General features: G+C 40.6%; 8 protein-coding genes. 4 read left to right on the top strand and 4 right to left on the bottom strand.

Annotation, left to right across the window (positions count from 1 at the left end):
• Window positions 1–1440 (bottom strand): M56 family metallopeptidase (locus Q1V93_RS14605; RefSeq protein WP_300665676.1); only part of this gene is annotated, 1440 nt, incomplete at its 3' end.
• A gap of 20 nt (window positions 1441–1460) precedes the next feature.
• Window positions 1461–1862, bottom strand: coding sequence for a BlaI/MecI/CopY family transcriptional regulator (locus Q1V93_RS14600; RefSeq protein WP_124745684.1), 402 nt, complete (start codon window positions 1860–1862; stop codon window positions 1461–1463).
• A 288-nt stretch (window positions 1863–2150) separates the two neighbouring features.
• On the opposite strand from Q1V93_RS14600, the gene Q1V93_RS14595 reads away from it, so the two are divergent.
• Complete coding sequence (locus Q1V93_RS14595; RefSeq protein ID WP_300665673.1) at window positions 2151–2297, top strand: hypothetical protein; 147 nt, start codon at window positions 2151–2153, stop codon at window positions 2295–2297.
• Window positions 2298–2300: 3 nt separating this feature from the next.
• On the opposite strand, the gene Q1V93_RS14590 is transcribed toward Q1V93_RS14595, so the two are convergent.
• Together Q1V93_RS14590 and Q1V93_RS14585 are read right to left on the bottom strand one after the other, a co-directional pair.
• Window positions 2301–3071: a M90 family metallopeptidase gene (locus tag Q1V93_RS14590; RefSeq protein WP_300665672.1), complete on the bottom strand. Its 771-nt coding sequence runs from the start codon at window positions 3069–3071 to the stop codon at window positions 2301–2303.
• Between the two features lie 103 nt (window positions 3072–3174).
• The gene (locus tag Q1V93_RS14585; RefSeq protein WP_300665671.1) at window positions 3175–4350 is read right to left on the bottom strand and encodes a glycosyltransferase 87 family protein; all 1176 of its coding nucleotides are present in this window, start codon (window positions 4348–4350) and stop codon (window positions 3175–3177) included.
• Between the two features lie 278 nt (window positions 4351–4628).
• Here Q1V93_RS14585 and Q1V93_RS14580 point away from each other — a divergent pair, with 278 nt between their 5' ends.
• The 3 genes from Q1V93_RS14580 to Q1V93_RS14570 all read left to right on the top strand — a co-directional run bounded on the left by Q1V93_RS14580 (window position 4629) and on the right by Q1V93_RS14570 (window position 6731).
• The gene (locus Q1V93_RS14580) at window positions 4629–5504 is read left to right on the top strand and encodes an SDR family oxidoreductase (protein ID WP_300665670.1); all 876 of its coding nucleotides are present in this window, start codon (window positions 4629–4631) and stop codon (window positions 5502–5504) included.
• Window positions 5505–5592: 88 nt separating this feature from the next.
• The gene (locus tag Q1V93_RS14575) at window positions 5593–6513 is read left to right on the top strand and encodes a helix-turn-helix domain-containing protein (protein ID WP_300665669.1); all 921 of its coding nucleotides are present in this window, start codon (window positions 5593–5595) and stop codon (window positions 6511–6513) included.
• 59 nt (window positions 6514–6572) lie between these two features.
• A complete protein-coding gene (locus tag Q1V93_RS14570; protein WP_300665668.1) occupies window positions 6573–6731 on the top strand; it encodes a hypothetical protein in 159 nt (52 codons plus the stop codon).
• Window positions 6732–6757 lie beyond the last annotated feature (26 nt).

Below are 6757 nucleotides of genomic sequence, written 5' to 3'. Positions count from 1 at the left end.
GTTGTCAATGATTGCCGAATGTCCGTCTATTGTTCGGGATGCTTCGTCAATGATTCGTTGTTCTTCTGAGACATCCACTCCAAATTCCGTATGGTTGCCGCTTGAATACTCATCGATTTTCTCAGAAGCAATAGCCTTTTCATATCCGGCTATCAACTGCTTGATTTGAGGAAGGTATTTCTCCCGGTCTTTTCCGGTAATCAATCTGCCGTTTACCTTGAAATTTTCCAAATTCTCCGGAATCTGATACAGCACTCCGTCACGCTTGAAAATATATACGTGAGACTCCTTCCCTTTCACGTCATCCACATAGCGAATGGAAGTTCCTTCAGGAATCTCTTTCGGATTGTATTTTTCAGTACCCAAAGTATCCAATGCAGGTAATTGAACTTCCTGTGCGGAAGAGGAATTCACGTTCAAAACCACCAGGAAGAGAATCACACCCATCGCTACACAAGCAGACAAAAAGTACTTTTCACGGACGCTGAACATCTTGTTACTGTTGAAAAGAATTCTTTTTGCACGGTCGGCCAGTTTCATTTTCTGATCGCCGAATTGCAGGGCAAACCGTTGTGTATTCATGTTGTATTCCTGGAAGGAAATCAGGGCATTGACAAATTCTTTTTTATTGTTGGTAACACTGATTGCTAAATCATCACAGCAATTTTCACGTTCGTCTTTCAACAAGGATGAAATCCACAAAACGCCGGGATTAAAGAAAAACAAGATTTCAATGAACGTTTGCATGAGATTGACAGCATAATCGCTGCGACGAATGTGTGCAAGCTCGTGCAGCAAAATAGCTTCTACCTGGTCCTGGGGAATATTGTTCAACAATCCGACAGGCACCAAAATAACCGGCTTGAAAAATCCTGTTACCGATGGAATGGTTACCAATTTGGATTCAAGTAATTGAACATTGCGTTTGATCCGGAGTGAAACCTGGAGTTCTGAAACCCGTTTCCGCCACATTTCCGGTGGGGAAACCGTTTGATAGTTTCGTACACGATAAACCTGTCGCAAATCGCCTGTCATGCGGATGCATTTGAAAATAAAAACAACAAACCAGATCAAAACGATTAAGGAGCCATAATTGCTGATAAATGTCGATAATATTGAAAGTGGTGTACTCGCCTCCTCTTTGATTCCCGTGTTAGAGAATGAAACAAGATGTTCTGTTTGAAGATCGCTTTTCATCACTTGATCCGCTTGTAAAACGGATGTTTGCGTCTCGAATTCATTATAGAAAATGAAACCGGTTGCCACCAAAAATGCAATACTCAATCCTGCAAGCAAATTGTATCGGATTGCCGAAGTGGATTTTTTTGTAAGCAAAAGAGTCAGTCCTGCCAGTAAAGCTGCTGCAAGTCCCAGCCAAAGCGAATGGATGAATGTCCAGCTGAGTGCTTTGATAATAGAGTCGTTCACTAAAAAATTCATAGTTCAGGGTTTAAAAGTTTTTATTTCTTGTCCAGTTGATCCAGCATGGCACGAATCGCATCCAATTCCTCCTGCGAGGTTTTTTTGTTGCCCAACAACTGCATCATTAAGTTGGTGCTTGAGCCGTTAAACATCGTATCGATGAACTTGTCAAGTAAAACGGTCTTCGTTTGATTTTCTTCGATTGCCGGGCTGTAAATATGTTTCATACTCGAAGCATCACGCAACAACATTTCTTTTTCAGTCATGATCTGCATGAGCTTCAGCGTGGAAGTATATTGTACGGCACGTTTTTGTTCATTCAGGTAATCATTGACGAAACGAACTGTTGAAGGACCGTTTTTCCAAAGAACCTGCAAAATCTCCAATTCTGATTTTGTCGGTTCCGATTGCGGATTATTTTCAGAGTTTTTTGCTTTCATTTTTCAAAGGTAGGAAATTTTTCGTACGAAACAAATGGTAGATAAAATTTAACAAAAAAAAACAAGCGGTTTTGTTCTTGCATTTTCCTCGTATTCTACTTCAAAAGTTGCATTTACAGTGAGATTAACGGAAAGAATAAAACGTTTGCGTCTTTTTGAAAAAAAACTGTGCCCTCCTCTCCTATTGGAATTACTTTATCAGAATAACTCAATTATATTATGAGTAAAAGTGTAATTGGTTTTTCACAAAATTGGATAATTTGTTTATTTTCGTTGAAAATCACTATCATGGCAAAATTAGGCACAACTGAAATCCTTATCATAATCGGTATTCCCGTACTTCTCTTTTTATTTATTTTCTGGGTCGGTAAATTGGCCGGTAGAAATGCTGCTAACAAAGAGTTTTTGAACAGAAATAAGAATAACCAGGATTAAATCTCAATTCACCAACGCCGATTTCACTTCCCGCGGGTCTTTAAAGGATTCTCCCGGCTGATTTTCAGGGCTCTTTTTGGGATTGTAAAACCGGTCCAGGATTTGGTATAACTCCGGATGTTCTGTTTTCATTTTTTCAGGACTTTCAAAAAAGAATTCGCTGACAACCGCCAGAAATTCAGCATGACTGGTTGATCCATAATCCCGAATGCTGGAATTTCCGGAATGAATTTGCTGCATTTTAGTATGGATGATTTGCAGCCAGGGTTTGATGTCGATTTCTTTCATAATCGTCCCTAATTTCCCGTCGATAGTTCCATCCTGCATATCCAGGACGTGAACAAATTCGTGTATGGCCACATTTTTCTGGTCGTTGTTATTGTAAAATCCGTGAATAAGCGCTTTTCGGGATAGCTTGACTTTCCCTTCCATTTTTCCCCAGCCAACCAGTCCGCTGGCATATTGCTGCGTGTTGGGGATAAGAAACTGATCCGGATACATTTCAACAACTTCCAGGTTGGAATAATGCCAGGAATCAAAACCGAAAATTGGAATGATTGCACCGGAGGCGACTAAAATCCGGTCCAAATGGGTGACTTCTGTGTCAATACCTATAATCTGAACATTCAATAGAAAAACGTGTACACGATTTTCGAATTGGGTCTTTTCCAACGGATTTAAACGATTGTAAAAAGCAACATGTTGTGTCAACAGTTCCCGCCATTGGTGTGGAAAAGGGCGATCAGGGTTCTTTTTCAGACGATTCTTTTTCAAACTGAACCGGGAATAGCTAATCAGGAGGCTAATTACAATTCCGATTACTAAAAAAATATAGGTCGAATTCATAGAGGCCAAAGATAATTGATTCGCACTTTATTCAAATGACTTGTTTGTTGGTTCGAATCAGTAAAAAAGTAGCAATAAACACCAAATTCCCGATTCCAAGCAACCCGTTATCGAATACAAAATCGGAAAGATTGCCCAGTAAATCGGATGAATTGAAGGAAAATAAGAGCATTCCGGTAAAGAAACCGGTCCAATGATACCATTTGCCTTTATTGATCAGAGCTGAAAACAACAGCCAAATCAAAGGAATTGATAACAGGAAATGTTCCGTATCTGTAATAAAGAAATTAGGAATAAAGGCCGCGAAAATAACCGACCAGGTCAACGTGGTTTCGGATGCCGTTTTTTTTAATCGGTAAATATCGTTTACCATCAAAGCAATGAACAATAACAGACAAAGCAATGCAACAAGTCCGCCGGCCGGGAGCCCGGTATGGATTTTTACAAGCGAACCAATTGTATTGAAACTACTCAGGTATTCTCCATGCGCTACAATGCTTTTAAACCAATCTATCCAAAGAATCCAGTTTTCTTTGAAACCGAGGTGAATAGCCGGAAACAGGAAGAAAAACACGCCAAAACCTCCTATTGCCAACACGGTTTTTATTCGTCCGTTGAAAATAAGCGGCAAGACTACCAGGATCATAATAGGTTTCAAAATGATCATCAAACTCCAAAAAATAACCGCCGGAGTTTCTTTCTGATTTAATGAAGCACTCAGTCCCAGGTTGAAAAACAACAGCAGCAACAGGTTGATATTTCCTACATGCAATTCGCGGGTAATGTGAATGGCAACACATGCAAAAAGCAAATAAAGCATGCCGTAGGGTACATTTTTCGAACCGAAAAGAGGAACCCGTTCAGACAATATCCGCATATTCATTACCGAATACATGAATGAGAAAGCCAGTAACAGGATGTGGATTAGTTGTCCGGTTCCGAATGAAAACAGCAGTTGAGGCGAAAAAAGATAAAGGGTAAATGGTGAATATTTGAAGTAACCGGTGTCGAGTCCGTAGTTGTGCTTGTATGGATTGTTCCCTGCAAAGAAGTCGTGAGTAGCTTCGTAATACACCCGGAAGTCATTCGTCCAAAGTCTGCCGTTTATGGATTCCATAATGACAAATAAGGCACAGAATGCCACAAAAAAAAGAAGGAAGATCCAGTCAGGTTTCACAATGGTTCCGTTGTTTTTTTTGTTCAGCACAAGAGGATGTTTTTTTTCGTAAAAGTAAGAATCATTAATGGTTTTGAAGCGAATAATTGTCAAACAAATCGCCTGAATTATCCGGATTGGAAGACGAATGAGAATCGGAATATTTTTCAGACAGCACCAAAATCCGGGAGCCCCTCCCTCCTGCCGGAAAATTTTGCCTGATACTCAGGTGATTTCACTTCATGCATCATTTTGACTAAATCATCGGCGGATTTGGCTAAATCTGCTTTGGATCGATTCCGGAACTTTGTAGCAATAAAAAAGAGAAAATGAAAGTATTTGTAACAGGAGCATCTGGTTTTGTGGGCTCAGCAGTAGTAAAAGAATTAATCCGGACAGGGCATCAGGTGCTTGGTTTGGCGCGTTCGGAAGAATCAGCAACCGCTATTCGCAATGCCGGAGCTGAAGTATTAATGGGAAGTTTGGAAGATTATGAGATGCTGAAACAAGGCGTTCTGGAGTCTGACGGTGTGATTCATACCGGATTTATTCACGATTTCGCACGCTTTGCCCGATCAAACGAAATCGAAAAAGAAGTGATCCATGCTATGGGCGAAGCTTTAGCAGGAACCAGCAAGCCGATTGTAGTGACAGCAGGAATTTTGGGATTGCCTCCCGTCAACGGAATGGTTACGGAAGAAAGTATGCTGCAAATTCCATTACGCACCTCGGAATCTGCAGCTTTGAAATTGGCAGAAAACGGAGTGCATGTTTCGGTTGTTCGTTTAGCGCCTTCCACGCATGATCAAGGCGATAAAGGTTTTGTACCGTTTATCATCCACCAGGCGCGCAAGCACGGAGTAGCCGCATATCCGGGAGACGGAAGTAATCGCTGGCCGGCTGTTCATCGTCAGGATGCTGCAAAGCTGTTTTGTCTGGCACTTGAAAAAGGTGCGAAAGGAGCACTGTATAACGCCATTGGTGACACGGGGATCGAGATGAAAAAAATTGCAGAATTGATCGGTGAAAAACTGAATGTCCCGTTGAAATCTCTATCCGCAGAAGAAACTGCCAGACATTTTGAATGGATGAGTCATTTCATTGCGTTCGATAGTCCGGCTACAAGTTTCAAAACGCAAGAATTACTGGGCTGGAAACCAACAGGAATCGGATTGCTGGAAGATATGACGAAGCATTACTTTTAAAATTCTTCTCCGAATTAAAAAAGGATTGGTATTATTGGTAACTGCTATAAAATGATTTTGAACTCCTTGCACGATTGAACGTTATCATATGGGACAGAAAAAAATAATGAAGATCAGCACCATTACTGAGTTTCACCGCTTAAGAGGTTTGCCGAAACCGGAACATCCGCTCATCAGTGTCATTGATTTTAATGCGATTCAACGTCCCGACGATATCGGAGAGGTGAACTGGATGTTTGAATTCTACCAGATTTCGTTAAAAAGAGGCATCAGTGCCAAATTGAAATACGGACAACAGGAATATGATTTTGACGAAGGAGTGCTGTTTTTTATCTCACCGAACCAGGTTTTCGGAATCGTAGCCGAACAAGATACAACAATAGAAAGATCGGGATGGATGTTACTGATACATCCCGATTTTCTTTGGAACACTCCCCTGGCGAAAACAATCAAGCAATACGACTTTTTTGATTATTCCGTCCATGAAGCACTCTTTTTATCTGACAAAGAGGAAACAACACTGAATGGAATTGTTGAAAATATCCGGCAGGAATACCATTCCACGATTGACAAATTCAGTAAGCACATTATTATTTCGCAACTGGAGAGTTTACTGAATTATTCGGAACGATTCTACAATCGGCAGTTTATTACACGAGAACAGGCAAATCACCAGGTTTTGGACCGTTTGGAACGGGTGCTTTCAGATTACTTTAAAAGTGATGATTTGATGTCGAAAGGTTTGCCATCTGTTCAATATGTTGCAGATTCATTAAACGTTTCCCCGGGCTATTTGAGCAACTTGCTTCGAATGCTCACAGGACAGAACACCCAACAGCAAATCCATAATAAACTAATCGAAACAGCGAAGGAAAAACTTTCGACCACTGATTTAACGGTCAGTGAAATTGCTTACGAATTGGGATTTGAACATTTGCAATCGTTCAGTAAACTGTTTAAATCGAAAACCAGTTTGTCACCCTTGCAATTCCGGCAGTCTTTTAGTTAAATTTAGGTTAAGTCCCCATTCCGGATTCGTAATTTACCACTGCCACTGCAACTTTCGATTTGTCATTGAAGGAATTCGATCAGTTTTCCGATGCGCTGTATTACAGAGGAGTTTGTTTTCTGCAAAAAGGAGACACTGCGAATGCGAAACATTTTATGAATCTGGCTTATATTCATTTTAAAGCCGGGTACAATAGTTTCAATGAAGATGCGAACTGATATGAAAAACTTCCGTACCAGATAAA

Origin of the sequence: Fluviicola sp. (assembly GCF_030151805.1) — a bacterium.
Taxonomy (GTDB): domain Bacteria; phylum Bacteroidota; class Bacteroidia; order Flavobacteriales_D; family Crocinitomicaceae; genus Fluviicola.
The sequence above is the reverse complement of the archived record's forward strand: the minus strand, read 5'-3'. Positions and strand labels throughout refer to the sequence as shown.